Below are 21,936 nucleotides of genomic sequence, written 5' to 3'. Positions count from 1 at the left end.
TCAGTTCTTGGTGGTGAACTTGCGGATCGCCACCGGCGCCATGACCGCGGTCAGCAGCGCCGTCCAGCCGAGGGTCACCCACAGGTCGTGGGCCACCGGGCCGCCGGTCATCAGGGCGCGGCAGGTGTCCGCGAGCGCCGAGATCGGGTTCCAGTTCGTGAAGGACTGGAGCCAGCCGGGCATCGACTGGGTGGGCGCGAAGATCGACGAGCCGAACTGCAGCGGCATCATCACCAGGAAGCCCATGGCCTGCACGGCCTGCGCGCTCTTCATGGTCACGCCGAGCACCAGGAAGATCCACATCAGGGACGAGCCGAACAGCGCGGTCAGACCGATCGCGCCGAAGAGTCCGGCCCAGTTGGTGATGTCGAAGCCGACGAGCAGCGCGACGATCATCAGGACCGTGGTCGCGCACAGCAGGCGCAGCATCTCGACGACGACCTTGGCCATCAGCACGGAGCCGCGGCCGATGGGCAGGGACCGGAAGCGGTCCATGATGCCCTTCTGGAAGTCCTCGTTGAAGCCCGTGCCGACGCCCTGCGCGATGTTCATCGACATCATGGCGACCATGCCGGGGATCACGTACTGGACGTAGGCGTCCTGGCCGCCGCCCATCGCGGAGCCGATGGAGCCGCCGAAGACGTACACGAACAGCAGGGTGAAGACGACCGGCATCAGGATGGCGTCGAACATCGACTCCGGGTCCTGCTTGATCCACAGCAGATTGCGGCGGATCAGCGCGCCGGTGTGGCGCAGATGGCCGCGCAGGCCGATCTTGGGGTCGGCGTCGACCGTGATGGTCGGCGCCGTGGGGTTCAGGGTGGCGGTACTCATACGGCGACCTCCGCGAGTTCGGGCCGGGCGTCCTGCGGGGCGGAGGCCTTCTGGCCGGTGATGGAGAGGAACACCTCGTCCAGGCTGGGCAGTTCGGTGGCGATCGAGCCGATGGTGATGCCGCGCGCGGTGACCGCGCCGACGACGGCCGTCAGCTGCTCGTCGCTGAGGATCGGGACCAGGACGGTGCCGGACTCGGCGTCCACGGTCGTGGTCGCGATACCGGTGATGCCCAGGTCGTCCAGGGCGTTCGCCAGCGGGCGCAGCTCCAGCGGGTCCGCCGGGCGGATGCGCAGGGTGCGGCCGCCGACCTTCGCCTTCAGCTGCTCGATGCCGCCCTCGGCGATGACCTTGCCGCGGTCGATGACGGTCAGCTCGGAGGCCAGCTGCTCGGCCTCCTCCATGTACTGGGTGGTCAGCAGGACGGTGACGCCCTCGCGGACCATGCTCTTGACCTCGTCCCACACCTCGTTACGCGTACGGGGGTCGAGGCCGGTCGTCGGCTCGTCCAGGTACAGGACGTGCGGGCGGCCGATCATCGACGCCGCGAGGTCGAGGCGGCGGCGCATACCGCCGGAGTAGGTCTTCGCGGGGCGGGTGGCGGCGTCGGTCAGGGAGAAGCGCTCCAGCAGGCTGTCGGCCCGGGCCCGCGACTCCTTCTTGGACAGGTCGAGCAGGCGCCCGATCATGTACAGGTTCTCGCGGCCGGAGAGCTTCTCGTCGACCGAGGCGTACTGGCCGGTGAGGCCGATCACACGGCGCAGCTGCCGGGGCTGGCGCACCGCGTCGTACCCGGCGACCACGGCCGTCCCGGAGTCCGGGGTGATGAGGGTGGACAGGCAGCGTACGAGGGTGGTCTTGCCGGCGCCGTTCGGCCCGAGGACACCCATCACGGTGCCCTCGTGCACATCCAGGTCCACGCCGTCCAGGGCCTTGGTCTCGCCGTAGTGCTTGACCAGTCCCCGTACGGACACGGCCACCGGGCGGGCCTGGAGGCCGCCTTCTGGGGTCTTGTCGTTTCGCGTCATGCCCTCAAGGTGTCACCCCCCACCGACAATCCACCGACATCCCACCGACAGCCACCGATATGTCGCCGACACTTCGCGAACCAACGCCGTGGCCTGCGCCCCGGCCTGCGGCCGGGCCATCGATACCCACCCGCAGCCACCCGTGCGGATCCGTTGTCGGGTGCCGGTTTTCTCGTGGGGGTACTCGCCGTCGGCGGCTGCGGGTGGTCACCCGGAGGAGTTGCTGCCCAGTCACAGGAAGCCGCCGACGGCGGGAACCCCCACAAAAAACCCGCAGCCGGCAACGGACTCGCACGGGTGGCTGCGGGTGGGTACCGACCGGTGCGCAGGCCGAAGGCCGCGCCGAACGCCCGCGCGGCAAGCGTCCCCGCGCCGAACACCCGCCACAAAAACGGCCGCGACCCGCCGACGGGGGAAGATCGGCGGGCCGCGTTGGTGCCGCTATGGCTCAAAGGGGCGGGGTCAGTGGACGGAGTGCTCCTCCTGAGGGAACGTTCCGCCGACGACATCCTCCGCAAACGCCTTCGCCGCGTCCGACATCACGGAGCGCAGATTGGCGTACGTCTTCACGAACCGCGGCATCTTGCCCCCGGTGAGCCCGAGCGCGTCCGTCCAGACCAGAACCTGCGCGTCCGTCTCCGGCCCGGCGCCGATGCCGACCGTGGGAATGTGCAGGATGCGCGTGACCTCGGCCGCCAGCTCCGCCGGGACGAGTTCGAGGACGACCGCGAACGCGCCCGCGTCCTGCACCGCCTTCGCGTCCCGCAGTAGCTGCTGCGCCGCCTCCTCGCCGCGGCCCTGCACGCGGTACCCCTGCGTGTTGACCGACTGCGGGGTGAGTCCGATGTGCGCCATGACCGGGATCCCGGCCTCGGTGAGGAGCTTGATCTGGGCGTGCGAGCGCTCGCCGCCCTCCAGCTTGACGGCCCCGACCCCGGCCTCCTTCACCAGCCGCATCGCCGACCGCAGCGCCTGCGTCGGGCTCTCCTGGTAGGAGCCGAACGGCAGGTCGCCCACGATCATCGCGCGCGACGTGCCGCGTACGACGGCCGCCGAGAGCATGATCATCTGGTCCAGGGTCACCGGGACCGTGGTGTCGTAGCCGAGGTGACAGTTGCCCGCCGAGTCGCCGACCAGCATCACCGGGATGCCCGACTCGTCGAAGACCGAGGCCGTCATCGCGTCGTACGCGGTCAGCATCGGCCACTTCTCGCCGCGCTCCTTGGCGAGCGAGATGTCGCGCACCGTGATGCGCCGGCTGCTGGTGCCTCCGTACAGCGCCTTGGGGTTGCTGCTGTCGGAGGACTGCTTCTGGGCAGCCTGGAGTGGCGTGTGTTGCGTCATCGCAACCGCTCCTTCAATTCCGTCGTCTCGAGGCGCCCTGACGGCGTCCCCGGATCACCTCCATGGTGGCACCCGGTGCCGCTCCGGCGCCAGAGGCCGCAAGTCCCCTCCTCCGCGTAAAGCCCGGGTAAGGGATTCGCCCGGATGTTCTCAATACTTTCAATACGAGACGGTCCCGTATCGAAATGAGTCTAGGGTCGTACACATGACCACTCCTGCCGCTCCCGCGGCTCCCCGGATACCGGAGGCCGTGCATCGCCGTCGCTGGGCGATCCTCGGCGTGCTCATGCTGAGCCTGCTGATCGTCGTCCTCGACAACTCCATCCTGAACGTCGCGATCAAGACGATCTCGACCCCCGCGCCCACCGGCCTCGGCGCCACGCAGAGCGAGCTCGAGTGGGCGATCAACGCGTACACCCTCGTCTTCGCGGGGCTGCTGTTCACCGCCGGACTCCTCGGCGACCGCCTCGGCCGCAAGAAGGTCCTCATCGGCGGACTCGTGGTGTTCGGCATCGGCTCCGCGCTCGCCGCCGAGTCCGGCACACCGGCCCAGCTCATCGCGTTCCGCGCGGCGATGGGCCTCGGCGCCGCCTTCGTGATGCCGGCCACGCTCGCCGTGCTGATGAACGTCTTCGAGCGCGAGGAGCAGCCGAAGGCCATCGGCATCTGGGCCGGCGGCGTCGGCCTCGCCATCGCCATCGGGCCGATCACCGGCGGACTGCTGCTCGACCACTTCTGGTGGGGCTCGGTCTTCCTGGTGAACGTGCCGATCGTGATCCTCGCCGTGATCCTGATGATCGCGCTCGTGCCCGACTCCAAGGACCCCAAGCCGGGCCGGATCGACCTGGTCGGCGTCGTGCTGTCCATCGTCGGCCTGGTGCTGCTGGTCTACGGGATCATCAAGGGCGGCGACGAGGGCGACTTCACCGGCCCCAAGGTCATCGCCACGATCGTCGCGGGCCTCGTCGTCCTCGCCGCGTTCGTCCTCTACGAGAAGCGCAGTGACCACCCGTCGATCGACATCGACTACTTCAAGAACAAGGTCTTCTCGGCCGCCATCGCCGCGATCGCGCTGGTCTTCTTCGCGCTGATGGGCGTCACGTTCTTCTCGGTCTTCTACACGCAGAGCGTGCGCGGGTACTCGCCGCTGCAGACCGGCGCCCTGATGCTGCCGCTCGCCGTGGCCCAGCTGATCTTCGCGCCGCGGGCCCGGCTCGTCGTCGACAGGATCGGGGTGAAGGCCACCACCACGGGCGGCCTCGTGCTGCTCGGCGGAATGCTCGCGGCGTTCACGATCCTCGACGCCGACACCCCGATCTGGCTCCTGGAAGTCATCTTCTTCCTCATGGGCACCGGCATGGCGCACGTGATGACGCCGACCAGCGTCGTCATCATGCAGGCGCTGCCGCGCGAGAAGGCGGGCTCCGCGTCCGCGCTGAGCAACACCTTCCGGCAGGTCGGCGGCGCGCTCGGCATCGCGGTCCTCGGCTCCGTGCTCTCGACCACGTACCGCAACGGCATAGAGGACAAGCTGGGGCTGCTCCCGGCCGGGGTGCGCGACACCGCGGGCGCCTCCATCGAGGCCACCCTCGGCGTCGCCGAGAAGATCGGGCCGCGCGCGCAGAGCCTGGTCGGCGCGGCCAACGACTCGTTCCTGCACGCCATGCACGTCACCGCCCTCTGGGGCGCGGCCATCGCGCTGCTGAGCGCCGTGGTCACCGTCATCTTCCTGCCCGGCCGGACGCCCGCCGCGCCCACCGCCCGCAGCGACGAGCAGGAGAAGGTCGGCACGGGCGGCTGAGACAATCGCTCGGAGCGGGACGGACGATGCGCGAGGTGGAAGCCGTGGGAAGCATGGAGGGCGTCGATACGGGGCGGGGCGCGGGACGGGCGGGCCGGCGACCGCTGCCCGCCTCCCGGGTCCCGGACACCGCGGCGCCCGCCCGCGGCCGCCCGCGCAGCGAGGCCGTCGAACTGGCCATCGTCGAGGGCGTCGTCCGCCTCCTGGAGGAGGGCGTGCCGCTCGCCGAGCTCTCCATCGAGCGCATCGCCCGCACCGCCGGTGTCGGCAAGGCCACCATCTACCGGCGCTGGTCCGGCAAGGAGGAACTCTTCGTCGACGTGGTCGCCTCCATCGAGGAGCCCGACCCCGAGCTGCCCGGCACCTCGCTCCGCGACGACCTGATCCGGCTCCTGGAGCACATGCGCCGGCGCGGCCTCAACCTGCGCACCTCGGCCCTGCTGCACAACGTCATCGCGCAGATGAAAACCCTGCCGAAGCTCTGGGACGCGTACCACTCGGTCGTTGTGGAACCCCGGCGCAACCTCCTGTACGACGTGCTGCGGCGCGGCGTCGCCCACGGTGAACTCCCCGCCGGGATCGACATCGAGCTGTCCGGCGACCTGTTCACCGGGCCGATGCTGCTGCGCACCATGATGCGGTCCGACGCGCCGCTGGCCGACGACCTCTCCGAACGCATCGTCGATACCGTGCTCGCGGGACTGAAGGCGGAGAACTGAGCGCGTGCGGCGCGTGGTTCGAACGGAGCCGGTGAATGTGCGGGTTTCGTCACAGAGAACGTCACAAACCTCCACGAGTGGAACTTCGCGCGCCGCCTTGCTCGTCCTCGTGGCAGTACGGACGTCACCGAACCACCCCCTGGAGGGTGTGACGGGACGGAAAGCCGCCGCGCATCGCCTAGGGTCGGACGGGCGAGAACGGCGGGCACGGCAGGCAGTGAGGGCGACGAAGGCATGGCGCAGGCGTACGACGGCGGAGACGCCGAGGGTTCGGGGCGACAGGGGCCGGGTGCCCGGCTGCGGCGCTTCGGTGAGCGGCTGCGCCGCGACCGCGGCTACTGGCGGCGCGGCATCGTGCTGGCTGTCCTCGCGGTGCTGGTCGCCCTGGTCATGCTCTTCCACGCGCAGATCCCCAACACCATCGGCAACCTCGGCTCGCTGACCGAGACCTTCCTGCCGTGGCTGGGCCTGTTCGTCCCGGTGCTGCTGGTCCTCGCCCTCGTACGGAAGTCGGCGACCGCGGTGATCGCGGTGCTGGTCCCGATGATCGTGTGGTTCAGCGTCTTCGGCGGGCTGCTCACCGACAAGCAGAAGAGCGGCGGCGACCTCACGGTCGCCACGCACAACGTGAACGCGGACAACCCCGACCCGACCGGCACGGCCAAGGACGTCGCCGCTTCGGGCGCCGAGGTCCTCGCGCTGGAGGAGCTGGCGAGCGACGACGTGGCGACGTACGAGAAGGCGCTCGCGTCGACGTACCCGTACCACGCGGTCGAGGGCACCGTCGGGCTGTGGAGCAAGTACCCGCTCTCCGCCACCTCGCCGGTCGACATCAAGCTGGGCTGGACGCGCGCGCTGCGCACCACGGTCGCGACGCCCGAGGGCAAGGTCGCCGTGTACGTCGCCCACATGCCGTCGGTCCGGGTCAAGCTCGACTCCGGGTTCACCGCCAGCGAGCGCGACAAGAGCGCCGACGCCCTCGGCGAGGCCATCGCCCACGAGCCGCTCGGCAAGGTCATCCTGCTCGGCGACCTCAACGGCACGATGAACGACCGCGCCCTGAGCCCCGTCACCGCCCAGATGCGCTCCACGCAGGGCGCAGCGGGCAGCGGCTTCGGGTTCAGCTGGCCCGCCGCGTTCCCGATGGCGCGGATCGACCAGATCATGGTCAAGGGCGTCGAGCCGGTGTCGTCGTGGACCCTGCCGCAGACGGGCAGCGATCACCTTCCGATCGCCGCGCGCGTGCAGATGTGACGTAGGTCGCGCCCCCGTCCGTCTCCCCGCACCGTCGCGTACACACGGCTTTAACCTGCCGGAATACTGGATGCGCCAGGCTTTGTTCCGCGAGTAAACTTATGAGTCGCTCTCCTTGGGCTCACCGCGCTCACACCGCCACTCCGCTCACTCCAGCACTCCGGGAAGATCTTCATGCCCCTCGCCCTGCTCGCGCTCGCCGTGGGCGCCTTCGGCATCGGCACGACCGAGTTCGTGATGATGGGCCTGCTGCCCAACGTCGCCGACGACCTGCACCTCTCCATCCCCACCGCCGGACACCTCGTCTCCGCGTACGCGCTCGGCGTCGTCATCGGCGCCCCGCTGCTCGCCGCGGTCACCGCGCGGATGCCGCGCCGCCGGGTCCTGATCGGCCTGATGGTGCTGTTCGTCGCGGGCAACGCCGTGTCGGCCGCCGCCCCCGACTACCACTGGCTGATGGCCGCCCGCTTCGTCAGCGGCCTGCCGCACGGTGCGTTCTTCGGCGTCGGCGCGGTCGTCGCCACCTCGCTGGTGGCTCCCGAACGCAAGGCCCGCTCGGTCTCCCTGATGTTCCTCGGCCTGACCGTCGCCAACGTCATCGGCGTGCCCGTCGCCACCGCCATGGGGCAGCAGCTCGGCTGGCGCGCCACGTTCCTCGCGGTCAGCGCGATCGGCCTGGCCGCCATCGCGACGCTGGCCGCGCTCGTCCCCGCCGACCACGGGCACGGCGCGAGCGCCGGCATCCGCGGCGAACTGCGGGCCCTGAAGTCGCTGCCGGTCTGGCTGGCACTCGGCACCACGGTCGCCGGATTCGGCGCGCTCTTCGCCGCGTACAGCTACATCACGCCGATGCTCACCGACGCCGCCGGCTTCGCGGACTCCAGCGTGACGCTGCTCCTCGCCCTGTTCGGCGTCGGCGCCACCATCGGCAACCTGCTCGGCGGCCGCCTCGCGGACCACTCGCTGCGCGCCACGCTCTTCGGCGGGCTCACCTCCCTCGGCGTGGTCCTCGCGTTCTTCCCGCTCCTGATGCGCACCGAGTGGAGCGCCCCGCTGGGCGTGCTGCTCCTCGGCCTGACGGCGTTCGTGACCGGCTCCCCGCTCCAGCTGATGGTCATGGAGAAGGCCGCGTCGGCGCCCTCCCTGGCCTCCTCGGCCAACCAGGGCGCCTTCAACCTGGCCAACGCGGGCGGCGCCTGGATCGGCGGCCTGGCCCTGGCCGCGGGCTTCGGCGTGACCTCCCCGGCGCTCGCGGGCGCGGCCCTCGCCGTCCTCGGCCTCGCCGTGGCCGGGATCGCCTTCGCGGTCGACCGGCGCCGGGAGCCCGCCCACGTGGCCGGACGCCTGGTGGCGGGCAGTGCCGCCCCGGCGGCCGAGGCGGAGTCCGTACGCGGTTGACGCGGACCCCGCCCCGGCCGCGCGCGGGTCAGCTCCGGTAGCCCAGGACCGTCATCATCCCGGCCTCCGAGTGGTAGACGTTGTGGCAGTGCAGCATCCACAACCCCGGGTTGTCGGCGTCGAGGTCCACCGTCAGCGTCCCGTTCGGCAGCACGATCGCGGTGTCCTTGCGCGGGCCGCCCGCCACGTTCGCCAGGGAGAACGTGTGGCCGTGCAGATGGATCGGGTGCCACATCGAGGTGGAGTTGGCGAAGACCAGGCGGACCCTTTCGCCCGCGCGCACCGGGTGCCGCTGGTCCGCCGCGTACGGCTTCTTGTCGAACGCCCAGTCGTACGCGGCCATCCCGCCCGTCAACTGGAACCTCAGCGTGCGGTCCGGCTCGCGCCCGGACAGCGCCACGTCGTCCGCCGCCCTCAGCTTGTCGGCCGTGAGCAGGCGTCCCTCCAGCTCCTTCGGGCGGACGGACGCGGCGGGTGCCGCGCCGCCGCCCGTGCGCAGCACCGCGAGCGCCGTGGCCTTCTTGCCCTCCGCGAGCGCCGTCAGCGGGAAGACGCCGTCGCCCGCCGTGACCAGCACGTCGTAGCGCTCGCCCATGCCGAGCAGCAGCGCGTCCGTCGTCGCGTGCCGGACCGGGTAGCCGTCCGTGTGCGTGACCGTCATCTCGTGGCCGCCGAGCGCGACCCGGAAGGCCGTGTCGCCGCCCGCGTTGACGAACCGGATCCTGATGCGGTCGCCGGGACGGGCCCGGAAGGACGAAGGAGCCTTCGCCGTACGGCCGTTGACGAGGTAGTACGGGTAGGCCACGTCGCCCGCGTCACCGCCGAGCAGCTCGCTGGTCGCGCCCATCATCATCCGGGACGGGCTTGAGGGGCCGGGGGAGGCGGCCGACCCGGACGTCATCGACATGCCGCTCATCCCCGGCATGTCGTGCCCGGAGTGGCCGCCCGGGCTCATGCCCTTGCGCAGCTCCTCCAGGACGGCGTCCGGCGTCGAGCCGTCCACGCCGTCGACCCAGTCGTCGAGGACGACCACCCACTCCTTGTCGTACGAGAGCGGCTCCTCGGGGTCGTCGACGATCAGCGGCGCGTACAGGCCGCGGTCCTGCTGGGTGCCCGAGTGCGGGTGGAACCAGTACGTGCCCGGGTGCGACACCTTGAAGCGGTACGTGAACGCGGCGTCCGGCGCGACCGGTCGCTGGGTGACGCCGGGGACGCCGTCCATGTCGTTGCGCAGGGCCAGGCCGTGCCAGTGCAGGGACGTGGGCTGCGGGAGATGGTTGGCGAGGGTGAGGGCGAGGGTGTCGCCCGCGGTCACCCGCACCTCCTTGCCGGGCAGTTCACCCCCGTACGACCACGACCTGACGGTCCGGCCGCCCAGGTCGAGCCGGGTCGCGGCGGCCGTGAGCGAGACCTCGCGGACCTGGCCGCCGGAGCCGCGCCGCCGCTCGGCCGCGGCGACCTCGGGGCCGGCCGGGTCGACGTAGCCCTCGGGCGGGGCGCCGTGGTTGCCGTGCCCGGAGTCCTGGCCGGATCCGGAGCAGCCGGCCAGAACTCCCGTACCGGCCACGGCGATCGACGCGCCGAGGAGAGTACGGCGGGTGACCCGGGAGGGCTGGGGGGATCGCGGAATGTTGCGCATGACTGAGTCGCACCTCGATGTCGGTGTCGTGCTGCGTGCTGTGCCGGACGCGTCCGCTGCCACGGGCCCACCGCATCCGGGCAGGCCGAGGCAGCGCGTGCGCGGACCTATATGCGCAGCACCGAAAGGAGCGACAACGTCGTACGGGGCGGGGGAGGATGCGGGCGGTGCGCGTGGCTCAGACCGCGCAGGGCCGACCCGAGCGCCACCATGGCGGCGGGCAGGAGCGGCGCCGCCGCGAGCAACAGCAGCAGCGTGAACGAACCGAGCACCGCGAGACACACGCCGAGGGGGTCCATCCCGCCGTCGCCCGGCACCCCGTGCCCGCCCGCGGTGACCGGGGCGGCGTGCACGGCAGCAGGGGCCGCCGTGCTGTGCGCCGGCACCGACCCGTGCTCCATCGCGTGCCCCGTCGGATGCCCCAGCGTGTGCATCCCGACGATTCCGAACAGCAGGGCCACGAACAGCAGCAGCCGGCCGCCGGGGCGGACACCCGGGCGGCCACGCGGCGACGGGCTCGGCTGCGGCGGCACAGCCCGCACCTTACCCCCACCCGGTATAGGGCCAGAGTCGGGCCCTACGGCCGTACCCGCCCCACGCTCTCCCGCACCACGATGTGCGTCCCCAGCAGATGGCGCTGCTGGCTGGTGCGGCCCGCGCCGTCGAGGGCGAGGCGGACCGCCGTGCGGCCCAGCTCCTCACCGGGGATGTGCACCGTGGTCAGGGCCGGAGTGATGTCGGCGGCGACCGGGTCGTCGTTGTAGCCGACCACCGAGATGTCCTCCGGCACCCGCAGCCCGTACTCCGCGAGCGCCCGGATCGCGGCGGCGGCCACCCGGTCGTCCCCGGCGAAGACCGCCGTGAAGTCCGGCTTGCCGTCGCACTTCCTGAGCAGGTCGCGGATCGCCTCGTCGCCGTGGAACCGGCCGAAGCCGACGCCGTGCAGCAGCGCCTCCGAGCGCGGCACGCCGTGGTCCTCCAGAGCCCGCAGATAACCGCGGACCCGGTCCTCACCGGTGGTGTTGCCCGGCTGGTAGCCGATCAGCGCGATCCTGCGGTGCCCCGCGCCGAGGAGGTGGCTGGTGATGGCGTGCGCGCCCGCCTCGTTGTCGTACTCGACGACCAGCGCGGGCACGTCGGGCGCGGGCGCCGGACGGCCGCACAGCACCAGACGCGAACCGGCGGCGGCCAGCGACTGCGCGTACCGGGCCATCCGCTCCCGGTACTCGTCGTCCTCCACGACCCCGCCGACCAGCACCACCGCCTCCGCCGCCTGCTCGCGCATCATCTGCACCAGGGCCAGCTCACGGGCCGGATCCGCGCCCGTGGACGCGACGAGGGTCAGCCGGTCGTGCCGGGCCGCCTCCATCTCCACGCCCTGCGCCACGGCCGCGTAGAACGAACTCACCACGTCCAGCATCAGCACCGCGATGGTCTTGCGGCCCGCGCCCGCGAGCGCGCGGGCGTGCGCGTTCGCCACGTAGTCCAGGTCCTTCGCCGCGCGCAGCACTTTCGCGCGGGAGGCGGCCGAGGTCGGGTAGGAGCCCGCGAGCACCCGCGACACCGTCGCCACCGAGACGCCCGCCCGTGCCGCCACGTCCCGGATGGTGACCTTCTCGCCCACTCGTCTGTCCCCTTCGGTTTCCGTGGTGCGGGGCGGGCCCGCCCCGCACCATCATCGCGCGCGGTCCGGATCAGTGGGCCGCCGCGTACTCCTCGCCGAACTCCTCGATGACCTTCTTTCCGCCCTGCGCCTGCCACTTGGCGTAGACGGCGTCCCAGTCGGAGAGCTTCTTGCGGCCGCTGACGATCGCGGTGACCCCGTCGTCGAAGAGCTGCTGGAGCGCGGTGCCCTGCTTGTTGTACGTGTCCGACTGGAGGCCGTAGCGGATGTTCGGCTGCATCAGCGGGACGACCTTCCGCTGCCAGGCGTGCAGCCGCTTCACGACGTCCGGGGAGCCCGGCGCGTACAGGACCTGCGGGGCGTCGCTGAGGTACATGAACGGCACGTTGGTCTTCGACTCGACCAGGCCCAGCTCGGTGGCGATCGGGTTGTTGTCCTTGTCCCTCTTGAAGTGCGTGCCCTCCAGACCGAAGTGGGTCAGCTCGTACTCCTCGGTGCCGAACGGCGCGGCCAGGTAGTCGAGGACGCGCAGGATCAGCTCGACGCGGTCCTTGGACGCCTTCTTGATGACGGTCGTGCCGAACAGGCCCTGGGACTGCTGGTAGCGGGTGGTCGCGCCGTCGGCCGTGTACGGCACGAACGCGTCCAGGTCGAAGGCGCCCTTGATGCCCTGGGCGGCGCCCGGGTAGGCGAGGAAGCCGTCGGTCATGGAGAGCACCGAGCCGTTCCAGAACTGCGTCTTCAGGTCGACCTGCGAGACCGAGGTGGCCTCCGGGTAGTACGAGCCCTGCGCGCGCAGCTTCGTCAGGTACTCAAGGGTGGTCCGGAACTCCTCGGAGGCGCCCCAGTGCACCACCTCGCCGCCCTGGATCCCGAACTCGTTGGGCGTGCCGTACCAGTTGGCGTGCGTCTTGTAGCCGAAGTACGAGGTCGCCGACCCGCCGAGCGCCCACTTCTTGCCGCTGGTGGCCTCCTTGGCCATCGCCGCGAAGTCGTCGGAGGTCATGCCCGGCCTGTAGCCGGCCTTCGTCAGCGCCCCGCGGTTGAAGTACAGGGTGTCCTGCGGCTTGGGGCGCTCGACCGGGACGCCGTAGATGCGGCCCGACACCCGGCCCATGCCCTCCCACGCGTAGGTGGGGATGCCCGCGAGGTTCGGGTACTTCGCGATCGCGTCGCCCGACAGGTACTCGGTGAGGTCGGCGCAGCGGGTCTTCATGAACTGGGCCTGGCGGGGCAGGACGTAGCCGCCGCCGAGGTTGATGACGTCGGGGATGTCGTCCCCGGCGAACACGGTCGCCATCTTGGAGCGGTAGTCGGCGTCGGCGACCACGACGAACTCGATCTCGACGCCCAGCGCCTCGTTGACCGCCGCCCAGTACTTGTTGCTCGCCGCGGGCTTGGGCGGGGTCCCGTACGTGATGGTCATGACTCTGATCTTCTGCTTGCCGGTGCCCGGCTTCTCCGCGATCGCCTTCACCAGGTCCGACGGATAGCGGGTGTAGCCGGCCTGCACACCCTCGGCGGTCGCGGCGAGATCGGGCGTCGCGCCCTTCGCCGGGGTGTACGTGGGCCAGGCCGCCGCCTTCTTGCCCGCGTTGGAGACGTCGCCGCCGCCCGCGCTCTCGGTGGAGCAGGCGGTGAGGACGGCGGGGGCGGCCAGCGCGGCGCCGCCGACGGCGATGGAGCGCAGCAGGGTGCGGCGCGACAGGTTCGCGGACATGGTGAAGAACCCTTCTGGTCAGGGGAGTTCGGGGGAGTGGGGGGCTCAGCTCTTGATGGCGCCGGTGAGCACGCCCTTGGTGAAGTACTTCTGGAGGAAGGGGTAGACGATCAGGATCGGCACGGTGGCGATCACGAGGACGGCCATCTGGGTCGTCTGCGGAGCCGAGACCATGCCCGCCTCGCTCAGGCCCGTGTCGGCGATCTGCGCGCCCCCGATCACGTACATGCGCAGCACCTGCGACAGCGGCCAGTGGTCGGACTCCAGGTAGATGGAGGCGTTGAACCACGAGTTCCAGTAGCTAACCGCGTAGAAGAGCCCGACCACCGCGAGCGCGGCCTTCGACAGCGGCAGCGCGATCCGCCAGAACGTGGCCCAGTCGCCGGCCCCGTCGAGCCGGGCCGCCTCGTACAGCTCCTCGGGGATGCCCTGGAAGAAGCCGCGCAGGACGATCAGGTTGAAGACGTTGATGAGGACGGGCGCGACCACCGCCGCGTACATGTTCTCCAGCCCGAGCCCCTTGACCAGCAGGAACGCCGGGATCATGCCGGGCGGGAAGAGGAACGTGAACAGGACGAGCAGCAGCACCGGCTTGCCGCCGAAGACGCCGGGGCGGCTGAGCGCGTAGGCCAGGAACGCGGTGCACGCCAGCGACAGGAACGTGCCGACGACGGTGATGCCGACGCTCACGCCCAGCGCGTGCGTCACGATGCCGCCGGAGAGGATGTTCCGGTACGCGCGCAGGCTCGGGTCGGTGGGCCAGAGCACCCAGCCGCCGTTGGCCACGACCTCCTCGTTCGAGGCGAGCGACGTCGAGACGATCACCAGGAACGGTACGAGGACGAGCGCGAGCAGGGCGAGCACCGCGATCCCCTTGGCGGCCCTGGTGACGGGCTTCGGCTTCTCCATCCACGCCGGACGGACCGCTGTACTCACTTGTAGACCCCCTGCTCGCCGAGCTTGTGCGCGATCCGGTTGGCGACGAAGACGAGGAGGGCGCCGACCAGGCCCTTGAAGAGGCCGGCCGCGGCGGCGTAGCCGGTGTCGCCGCCGACGATGCCCTGCCAGTAGACGAAGGTGTCGAGGACCTCGCCGGCCTCCGGGCCCACCGACTGCCGTTGCAGCAGCATCTGTTCGAAGCCGACGGAGAGGATGTCGCCCAGCCGCATGATGAGGAGCAGGACGACGATGGGCCGGATCGACGGCAGCGTGACGTGCCAGAAGCGGCGCCAGGGCCCGGCCCCGTCGATGGCGGCGGCCTCGTACTGCTGGTCGTCGACCTGCATCAGGGCGGCCAGGAAGATGATGGTGCCCCAGCCGGCGTCCTTCCAGATCACCTCGGCGACCACCAGCGGCCGGTAGGCGTCCGGGTTGCCGATGATGTCGACGGTGTGCAGGCCCGAATCGCTCAGGAAGCTGTTCAACAGGCCCGTGTCGGAGAGGACCTGCTGGAACAGGGCGATCACGATCACCCACGACAGGAAGTGCGGCAGATAGACGACGGACTGCACGAAGCGGCGCACGATGTCCGACGTCAGGCTGTGCAGCAGCAGCGCGATCGCCAGCGGCACCGGGAAGTAGAAGGCCAGTTGCAGCACGGCGATGAAGAGGGTGTTCCACGTCGCGTGCCAGAAGTCCGGGTCGGCGAACATCCGGCTGAAGTTGCCGACGCCGACCCAGGGGCTGCTCCACAGCCCGGCGAACGGGTCGTACTCCTTGAACGCCACGGCGTTGCCGACGAAGGCGCCGTAGTGGAAGACCAGGAAGTACACCAGGCCCGGGACCATGAGCAGCAGCAGCGTACGGCTGCTGCGAAACCGTTTCCATGCCGAATCGCGCTGCTGTATTTGGGTAGTTGACCCGCTTTGTGGCCCGTCCGGGAGGTCCACCACCCCGGTCTCGGGCCTTTCCTTCGCCACCGTGGGCACGGGAGCCCCTCCGTCGTTGGAACAAGGTGAGCGGGAATCTAAAACGGTTACATGGAGCGGTCAACCCCTCTGACCCCTTTGAATATTGGGTGGGTGAAGGACTGGCGCTCGGGCTTCTGAGGCGCTTTAGTAACCGGTTACATGCTGGGCGAGGATATGAGGTGGGACCGAGTGACGACGGCATACCGACCGACCGCGGCGCTGGCCATGGGTGCCGAGGTGGTGGAGCGGGTCTTCCCGCCGGGGCTGCGCGCGCGGCTCGGCCGGAGCGTGCGGCTCGCTCCGGTCCCGCTGACCGGACCGCTCGACGGCCCCGGTGCGGCCGAGGTGCTCGCCGGTACGGAGATCCTGGTCACCGGCTGGTCCTGCCCGCCGCTCACCCCTCAAGTCCTGGACCGGACGCCGAGGCTGAGGGCCGTCGTGCACGCGGCGGGCTCGGTGCGGCCGCTGGTCACGGACGCGGTGTGGGAGCGCGGCCTGCTGGTCTCGTCGGCGGCCGACGCCAACGCCGGGCCCGTCGTCGCCTTCACCCTCGCCGCGGTCGCCTTCGCGGCGAAGAACGCCCTGGCCACGGCGGCCCGCTATGCCGGAGCCTGGCCGCGCTTCCACGAGCGCAGCGGGGCCGACGGCTGCACGGTGGGCGTCATCGGGGCGTCCCGGATCGGGCGCCGGGTGATCGAGGCGCTGCGCGCCGACCCGGCCGGTTACCGGGTCCTGCTGTGCGACCCGTACGTCGACGAGGCCGGGGCCGCCCGGCTGGGCGCGGAGCTGACGGATCTCGCCGGGCTGTGCCGGCGCAGCGCCGTCGTCAGTGTGCACGCGCCGGAACTTCCCGAGACGCGCGGGCTGTTGAGCGCCGGGATGCTGCGGCTGATCCCCGACGGCGGCACGCTGATCAACACCGCGCGCGGCTCACTGGTCGACACGGGGGCGCTGGCCGCTGAGTGTGCGGGGGGCCGTCTGTCGGCCTTCCTCGACGTCACCGAGCCGGAACCGCTGCCGGCCGGGCATCCGCTGCTCGCCCTGCCGAACGTGCTGGTCACTCCGCACATCGCCGGGGCGCAGGGCACCGAGGTGGAGCGGCTCGGGCGGTTCGCCGTGGAGGAGGTGGAGCGCTTCGTCGCCGGGCGGGAGCTGGCGGGGCGGACGGTGCGGGGGGATTTGTTGCGGGTGGCTTGACGGCGGGGTGCTTCAGGTGCGGGCCGCTGTTCTTTGCGCAGTTCCCCGCGCCCCTGGGTTGTCGGTCGGGTGACGGCCGGTGGGGGCTGGTCGCGCAGTTCCCCGCGCCCCTTGGGGGGTTGGTTGGTCGGGTGCGGGCCGGTGGCCGCTTCTCGCGCAGTTCCCCGCGCCCCCTAAGGGGCGCGGGGAACTGCGCGATCAGCCCCCACCGGCCGTCAGGTGCTACACGACCCGGTGCATCAGTGGCGACGGAACGACGAGACATATCCCGGCGCCGGCGAACCGACCCCGGTGACGTCGTCGTAGCCGCGAACGGCCTTCAGCGAGGCGTCCTTGCCCAGGCTGCGCACCGAGGTGAGCAGCCCGTCGGCGGCGTCGTAGCCGTTGGCGAAGTCCACGCGGGCCACCGCGAGGTCCTTGCCGGTCGGCTTGTCCGTCACATCGTGGTAGATCTTCGAACCGTAGTGGTCGTAGATCGCCGGGTTGGCGAAGCCGATGGCCCGCCCGCCCCGCGTCTGCTGCGCCAGCGCCTGCACACCCGCGATCACCGGAGCCGCCAGCGACGTACCGCCGATGCGGTACTCGTCGTAGCCGAGCGTCCCGTCGGGCAGCGTCTGCGTCTGGCCCACCAGGAAACCGGTGTTGGGGTCCGCGACGGCCGAGATGTCGGGGACGACGCGGTTGCTGCCGCCGTTGGCCGACGACAGCGACTTCGGCACGACACCCTTCTGGTAGAAGGGCTGCGCCACGGTCTTGCTGGTGCCGCCGCCCGCGCCGGAGGTGTAGGCGCCGGGGAAGCCGGTCCAGCTCTTGCCGTCGTCCGACAGGTTGGCCTTGAGCGTGCCCCAGCCGGTCTCGAACTGGTACTTGTCGCCCTTGCCGACCGCCAGCGAGGTACCGCCGACCGCGGTCACCCACGCCGAGTTGGCGGGGGTGTCGACCTGCTTCGTACCGGTGTTGGCGACCTCGTCGCCGTTGTCGCCGGAGGAGAAGTAGAAGCCGATGCCCTCGATCGCGCCGAGCTGGAACACCTGGTCGTAGGCGGTGGCCAGTTCGGGCGTCTGGTTGGCCTCGATGTCGCCCCACGAGTTGGAGACGATGTCGGCCAGGTGCTTGTCGACGACCTTCTGGAGCGAGTCGAGCAGGTCGTCGTCGTAGCAGGACGAGGCGCCCACGTACGTGATGTCGGCCTGCGGGGCGACGGCGTGCACGGCCTCGACGTCGAGGGTCTCCTCGCCGTACCAGCCGGAGGCGCCGCACTCCTCGGTCTTCGTGTAGTTCTTCGGCAGGACCTGCTTCAACTGGCCCTTGCCGTACGGCGCGTCACCGTTCTTGGCCGCGTACTTCTTGGCGTCCTTCTCGATGTACGGCGAGGCGTACGCGTCGGTGATCGCGACCCGTACCCCCTTGCCGGTGGCCTTGCCCGCGCCGTAGGCGGCCCGCAGCTGCTTGCCGGTGTAGCCCTTGACCGCGTACGGGACCTTCTGGCCGTAGGCCTTGGGCAGCGTCGAGGCGGTCTTGGAGCCGTAGTACGAGGAGAACGGCCCCGCGTTGCGGAACACCGCGTCCGGCGGCGGGAGTTCGTCCTTCTTGGTGGCCTTGTGCGGGGCGCTGTCCAGGCCCGTCACGGTGAGCACGGCGCCGTCCAGCGAGGCCGGCACGGAGGCGGTGCCGGAGGGGGCGCGGTAGGTGTGCTTGCCCTTGGCGTAGTTGTGCAGCTGGGTGCCGAAGGCGCGCTCGGTGGCGGCCACGTCACCCGAGACGGAGATGTAGTGCTGAGTGGTGCCGGTGACCGTCAGACCGGAGTCCTTCAGCCACTGCGTGACCTCGGAGATCTGCTCCTTGGTCGCGCCGAAGCGGGCCTGCGCCTGGGCGGCGGTCAGGTACTTGCCGTACGAGGCCGACGACGGGTCGGACACGGCCTTCGCGTACGCGGCGAGCCCCTTGGCGTCCCGGCCGGCCAGGTACACGCGGGCCGTGACCTTGTTGCCGTTGGCGGTGGCGCCCTGGTCCGCGGCGTTCGTGGCCCACGTCGGCTTGGTGCCGGTGAGGTGGTCGCGCGCCGTCGCGGCGTCGGCCGGGGTGGCGATCGCCAGAGCGCCGGCGACCAGTGGCAGTGTCGCTGCGACGGCGAGGCCGGTACGGCTGCGACGTATGCCGCTGTTGGATCTCATAGTGGAAACCCCCTGGGTGAGGTGCACGTGTAATGCACACGCAGAGGGGTCCCACTCTCGTCACGAACCGTTCACGCGGGGGGAATGGATAGATCAAGAAGCCGTCAAGTCGGATCAACTGAGGCCGACATGAACCGATTTGAGAAGCGGTGCAGCCGACTACGGACTACGGACTACGGACTACGGCTTGGCGCCCCGCTCCTTGAGCATCTGCGTCATCAGATCGATCTCGGACTGCTGGGCGGCCACCATCCCGCGCGCCAGCCGCCGTTCGGCCCCGACCTCGCACCGCTCGACGCAGCCCTCGGCCATGTGCACCCCGCCCCTGTGGTGGGCGATCATCAGCCGCAGATACATCACTTCGGCCGACTTGCCGTGTGCCTTGCGGAGTTGACCCAGCTGGGTGTCGGTCGCCATGCCCGGCATGAGCGCACCGTCCTCACCCGCCGGCATGTCACCCATGCCCATCCAGGTCATCGGCGGCTTCTCCGACACCTTCGGCAGCTCCCACAGATCGAGCCAGCCGAGCATCATGCCCCGCTGGTTGGCCTGCGTCTGCGCGATGTCGTAGGCGAGCCGGCGCACGTCCTCGTCGTCGGTCGCGTCACGCACGATGAACGACATCTCGACCGCCTGCTGATGGTGCACCGACATGTCGCGGGCGAACCCGGCATCCGCCGACTCGGCCGCGGGCACCACCAGATCCTTCGGCCCGCCGTCGCCGTCGGCCACCGCGTAGGTGACGGCGCCCGCCGTGACGGCCAGCGCCGCCACGGCCGACACCAGCCATCCGGTACGGCGCCTCACTGTCCGAGACCGCCGGTACAGGGCGCGCCCATCTCGGGCGTCTGCTTGCCCTGGACGAACGCGGCAAAGAACTTCGCGGCCGCCGGGTCGCTCGCCGACTTCACCGTGCGCTGGTGGCCCCAGGCGCTCAGCATGATCGGGTCCTTCTGGTCGGCGATCGGGCTCATCAGCGTGTACGGCGTCTGCTTGACCTTCGCGGCCAGCGCCTCGACGTCCTTCGCCGGTGCCTTGTCGTTGTACGTCACCCAGACGGCGCCGTGCTCCAGGGAGTGCACCGCGTGCTCGTTCGCGAGGGGCTTTTCGTATACGTCGCCGTTGCAGTTCATCCACACCTGGTTGTGGTCCCCGCCGACCGGCGGGTTCATCGGATAGGTGGGCTTGCCCCCGACGTGATTACGGGTGAGCTTGCCGCTCCAGGTGCCCACGCCGTCCTTGGCGTAGGTGAAGTGTCCCGCGGGCTTGGCGTCGGCGGACGTGTCCTTGTCGTCGCCACCCCGGGTCACCGCCCACGCACCTACTCCTATCAACGCGGCCACGACGACCGTGCTGACCGAGATCACGGCGATCCGGCCGCGCCGGGCGCGGGCGCGCTCGGCACGGCGCATCTCCTCTATGCGCTCCCTGCGGTCCGTGGCGGAGGGAGCGGAGGTGTTCTTGGCGGAACCCATGGCAAGTCCTTATGAGAAAAGGATGAGACGGGGCTGGCCCGCTGATCGTAGTGGGGATCGAGGTGCCGCGGGAGCACGCGGTACGGGCCCGCTGTCGAGCTCGGGGCGAACGGCAGGCACTATGGCCGAGGGGGGTCCAGGAGGCACTATGAGTGCGACACCGGCCGGTCAATGACGATCATGGTCGGCAACGCGCTCGAAACGGGCGTGTGGTGGGATGTGACCAGGCCCTTTTACGGTTTCTTTTCGAGGTCCCCCCGATGGCGCCCGCGGGCGTGGGAGCAGGCGGCCTGACCAGCAAGGATGGGTGGAAGCGGAAGATGGACAAGCAGCAGGAATTCGTGCTCCGTACGTTGGAGGAGCGCGACATCCGGTTCGTACGCCTGTGGTTCACGGACGTTCTCGGCTTCCTGAAGTCGGTGGCCGTGGCCCCGGCCGAGCTGGAGCAGGCCTTCGACGAGGGCATCGGCTTCGACGGCTCGGCGATCGAGGGCTTCGCGCGTGTCTACGAGTCCGACATGATCGCCAAGCCGGATCCGGGCACCTTCCAGGTCCTGCCGTGGCGCGCCGAGGCCCCCGGCACCGCCCGCATGTTCTGCGACATCCTGATGCCCGACGGCTCGCCGTCCTTCGCCGACCCGCGCTACGTCCTGAAGCGCGCCCTCGCCAAGACCTCCGACCTCGGCTTCACCTTCTACACCCACCCCGAGATCGAGTTCTTCCTCCTGAAGGACAAGCCGCTCGACGGCTCGCAGCCCACCCCGGCCGACAACTCGGGCTACTTCGACCACACCCCGCAGAACGTCGGCATGGACTTCCGCCGCCAGGCGATCACCATGCTCGAATCGATGGGCATCTCGGTCGAGTTCAGCCACCACGAGGGCGCCCCCGGCCAGCAGGAGATCGACCTCCGCTACGCCGACGCGCTCTCCACGGCGGACAACATCATGACGTTCCGCCTGGTCATGAAGCAGGTGGCGCTGGAGCAGGGGGTCAACGCGACCTTCATGCCGAAGCCGTTCTCGGAGTACCCGGGCTCGGGCATGCACACCCACCTCTCCCTCTTCGAGGGCGACCGCAACGCGTTCTACGAGTCCGGCGCCGAGTACCAGCTCTCCAAGGTCGGCCGCTCCTTCATCGCGGGCCTGCTGAAGCACGCGGCGGAGATCTCGGCCGTCACCAACCAGTGGGTCAACTCCTACAAGCGCATCTGGGGCGGCGGCGGCCGCACCGCGGGCGCCGGCGGCGAGGCCCCCTCGTACATCTGCTGGGGCCACAACAACCGCTCGGCCCTCATCCGGGTCCCGATGTACAAGCCCGGCAAGACCGGCTCGGCCCGCGTCGAGGTCCGCTCGATCGACTCCGGCGCCAACCCGTACCTCACCTACGCCGTCCTCCTGGCCGCGGGCCTCAAGGGCATCGAGGAGGGCTACGAACTCCCGCCGGGCGCCGACGACGACGTCTGGGCCCTCTCGGACGCCGAACGCCGAGCGATGGGCATCGAGCCCCTCCCGCAGAACCTCGGCGAGGCCATCGCCCTGATGGAACGCTCGGAACTGGTGGCGGAGACGCTGGGCGAGCACGTGTACGACTTCTTCCTGCGCAACAAGAAGCAGGAGTGGGAGGAGTACCGCTCGGAGGTCACGGCGTTCGAGCTGCGGAAGAACCTGCCGGTGCTGTAAGGGCAGGTCAGGGCAAGTACACAAGCTAAGTGGTGCGGCGGGGGCTACGGCCAAGTGGCGTCGCCCCCGCCGCGCTTTCATCTGCCCGGGCCGTCTACGGGCCGTGAGACAGCTAGACGATCGCCGCCTGAGACGGA

18 protein-coding genes are annotated in these 21,936 nt (G+C 70.4%); 6 read left to right on the top strand and 12 right to left on the bottom strand.

The genetic code is table 11. The features are described 5' to 3' along the window. From K377_RS05355 to panB, 3 genes are all read right to left on the bottom strand, one after another. A complete protein-coding gene (locus tag K377_RS05355) occupies positions 1-834 on the bottom strand; it encodes an ABC transporter permease (protein ID WP_111661962.1) in 834 nt (277 codons plus the stop codon). After that, positions 831-1,862 (bottom strand): ATP-binding cassette domain-containing protein, encoded by a 1,032-nt coding sequence (locus K377_RS05350; protein ID WP_111661961.1) that lies wholly within the window; start codon positions 1,860-1,862, stop codon positions 831-833. The genes K377_RS05355 and K377_RS05350 overlap by 4 nt, the downstream gene beginning before the upstream one ends. Before the next feature lie 462 nt (positions 1,863-2,324). Then, entirely contained in the window at positions 2,325-3,206 is an 882-nt protein-coding gene (gene panB, locus K377_RS05345) for a 3-methyl-2-oxobutanoate hydroxymethyltransferase (RefSeq protein ID WP_111661960.1), read from the bottom strand. A 205-nt stretch (positions 3,207-3,411) separates the two neighbouring features. Between panB and K377_RS05340 the strand changes: the two genes are divergently transcribed. The 4 genes from K377_RS05340 (at position 3,412) to K377_RS05325 (ending at position 8,378) form a co-directional block, all read left to right on the top strand. After that, positions 3,412-5,007: a DHA2 family efflux MFS transporter permease subunit gene (locus K377_RS05340; protein ID WP_111661959.1), complete on the top strand. Its 1,596-nt coding sequence runs from the start codon at positions 3,412-3,414 to the stop codon at positions 5,005-5,007. A gap of 53 nt (positions 5,008-5,060) precedes the next feature. Next, complete coding sequence (locus K377_RS05335) at positions 5,061-5,726, top strand: TetR/AcrR family transcriptional regulator (protein WP_111662194.1); 666 nt, start codon at positions 5,061-5,063, stop codon at positions 5,724-5,726. 234 nt (positions 5,727-5,960) lie between these two features. Next, positions 5,961-6,980, top strand: coding sequence for an endonuclease/exonuclease/phosphatase family protein (locus K377_RS05330; protein ID WP_111661958.1), 1,020 nt, complete (start codon positions 5,961-5,963; stop codon positions 6,978-6,980). A 174-nt stretch (positions 6,981-7,154) separates the two neighbouring features. Beyond that, positions 7,155-8,378, top strand: coding sequence for an MFS transporter (locus K377_RS05325; RefSeq protein ID WP_111661957.1), 1,224 nt, complete (start codon positions 7,155-7,157; stop codon positions 8,376-8,378). Between the two features lie 28 nt (positions 8,379-8,406). Here K377_RS05325 and K377_RS05320 read toward each other — a convergent pair whose 3' ends face one another. The 6 genes from K377_RS05320 to K377_RS05295 form a co-directional block, all read right to left on the bottom strand. Beyond that, the gene (locus tag K377_RS05320) at positions 8,407-10,017 is read right to left on the bottom strand and encodes a multicopper oxidase family protein (RefSeq protein WP_111661956.1); all 1,611 of its coding nucleotides are present in this window, start codon (positions 10,015-10,017) and stop codon (positions 8,407-8,409) included. Between the two features lie 107 nt (positions 10,018-10,124). Further along, positions 10,125-10,550 carry a DUF6153 family protein gene (locus tag K377_RS05315; RefSeq protein ID WP_258394974.1) on the bottom strand — a complete coding sequence of 142 codons (426 nt, stop codon included), beginning with the start codon at positions 10,548-10,550 and terminating at the stop codon, positions 10,125-10,127. A 44-nt stretch (positions 10,551-10,594) separates the two neighbouring features. Beyond that, positions 10,595-11,641 (bottom strand): LacI family DNA-binding transcriptional regulator, encoded by a 1,047-nt coding sequence (locus K377_RS05310; RefSeq protein WP_111661955.1) that lies wholly within the window; start codon positions 11,639-11,641, stop codon positions 10,595-10,597. A 70-nt stretch (positions 11,642-11,711) separates the two neighbouring features. Beyond that, positions 11,712-13,361 (bottom strand): extracellular solute-binding protein, encoded by a 1,650-nt coding sequence (locus tag K377_RS05305; RefSeq protein ID WP_111661954.1) that lies wholly within the window; start codon positions 13,359-13,361, stop codon positions 11,712-11,714. 45 nt (positions 13,362-13,406) lie between these two features. Then, positions 13,407-14,297, bottom strand: coding sequence for a carbohydrate ABC transporter permease (locus tag K377_RS05300; RefSeq protein WP_111661953.1), 891 nt, complete (start codon positions 14,295-14,297; stop codon positions 13,407-13,409). Further along, positions 14,294-15,148 carry a sugar ABC transporter permease gene (locus K377_RS05295; protein WP_111661952.1) on the bottom strand — a complete coding sequence of 285 codons (855 nt, stop codon included), beginning with the start codon at positions 15,146-15,148 and terminating at the stop codon, positions 14,294-14,296. The genes K377_RS05300 and K377_RS05295 overlap by 4 nt, the downstream gene beginning before the upstream one ends. Positions 15,149-15,445: 297 nt before the next feature. Here K377_RS05295 and K377_RS05290 point away from each other — a divergent pair, with 297 nt between their 5' ends. Next, a complete protein-coding gene (locus tag K377_RS05290; RefSeq protein WP_375605905.1) occupies positions 15,446-16,468 on the top strand; it encodes a hydroxyacid dehydrogenase in 1,023 nt (340 codons plus the stop codon). 239 nt (positions 16,469-16,707) lie between these two features. Here K377_RS05290 and K377_RS05285 read toward each other — a convergent pair whose 3' ends face one another. From K377_RS05285 to K377_RS05275, 3 genes are all read right to left on the bottom strand, one after another. Then, positions 16,708-18,642 (bottom strand): protease pro-enzyme activation domain-containing protein, encoded by a 1,935-nt coding sequence (locus K377_RS05285; protein ID WP_111661951.1) that lies wholly within the window; start codon positions 18,640-18,642, stop codon positions 16,708-16,710. 180 nt (positions 18,643-18,822) lie between these two features. Then, positions 18,823-19,425, bottom strand: a complete 603-nt coding sequence (locus tag K377_RS05280; protein ID WP_258394973.1) for a DUF305 domain-containing protein — start codon at positions 19,423-19,425, stop codon at positions 18,823-18,825. Positions 19,426-19,445: 20 nt separating this feature from the next. After that, complete coding sequence (locus K377_RS05275) at positions 19,446-20,117, bottom strand: DUF3105 domain-containing protein (protein ID WP_111661949.1); 672 nt, start codon at positions 20,115-20,117, stop codon at positions 19,446-19,448. Positions 20,118-20,437: 320 nt separating this feature from the next. On the opposite strand from K377_RS05275, the gene glnA reads away from it, so the two are divergent. Further along, entirely contained in the window at positions 20,438-21,799 is a 1,362-nt protein-coding gene (glnA, locus tag K377_RS05270; protein ID WP_111661948.1) for a type I glutamate--ammonia ligase, read from the top strand. Positions 21,800-21,936: the final 137 nt, after the last annotated feature.

This window comes from Streptomyces sp. PsTaAH-137 (genome assembly GCF_003259365.1).
Lineage (GTDB): Bacteria > Actinomycetota > Actinomycetes > Streptomycetales > Streptomycetaceae > Streptomyces.
The sequence above is the reverse complement of the archived record's forward strand: the minus strand, read 5'-3'. Positions and strand labels throughout refer to the sequence as shown.